The sequence below is a fragment of the Mediterraneibacter sp. 210702-DFI.5.30 genome (assembly GCF_020560115.1).
Lineage (GTDB): Bacteria > Bacillota > Clostridia > Lachnospirales > Lachnospiraceae > Mediterraneibacter > Mediterraneibacter faecis.
Window position 1 is genome coordinate 1 of record NZ_JAJCME010000062.1, and the last position, 289, is coordinate 289.

Here is a 289-nt window from a genome sequence, read left to right on the forward strand (position 1 = left end):
GTCAAGCCGTGGGGATTGCTGCACCTAAAGGCATCTGGCGCTATGTTGATAAAGACATCATGATCATGTGGCTGAAGATCTTTATCTCGTGTCTGCCGGCTGGGATCATCGGGGTAGCCTTCAATGATACTTTCGAACGGCTTTTCTACAACCCAGTCAGTGTCGCAATCGCCTTAATCGTTTTTGGGGTGGCCTTTATTTGGATTGAAACGGCGCACAAGGGTAAAAAAGCCAAGGTTAATTCAATTGCCGAAATTTCATATAACATGGCAGTTATGATCGGCTTCTT

Annotated in this window: 1 protein-coding gene; it reads left to right on the forward strand. The window is 45.7% G+C overall.

Annotated elements, in window-relative coordinates; translation table 11 throughout:
• Positions 1-289: undecaprenyl-diphosphate phosphatase (locus LI126_RS14685; RefSeq protein WP_305067618.1), on the forward strand; the 289-nt coding region annotated here is incomplete at both ends.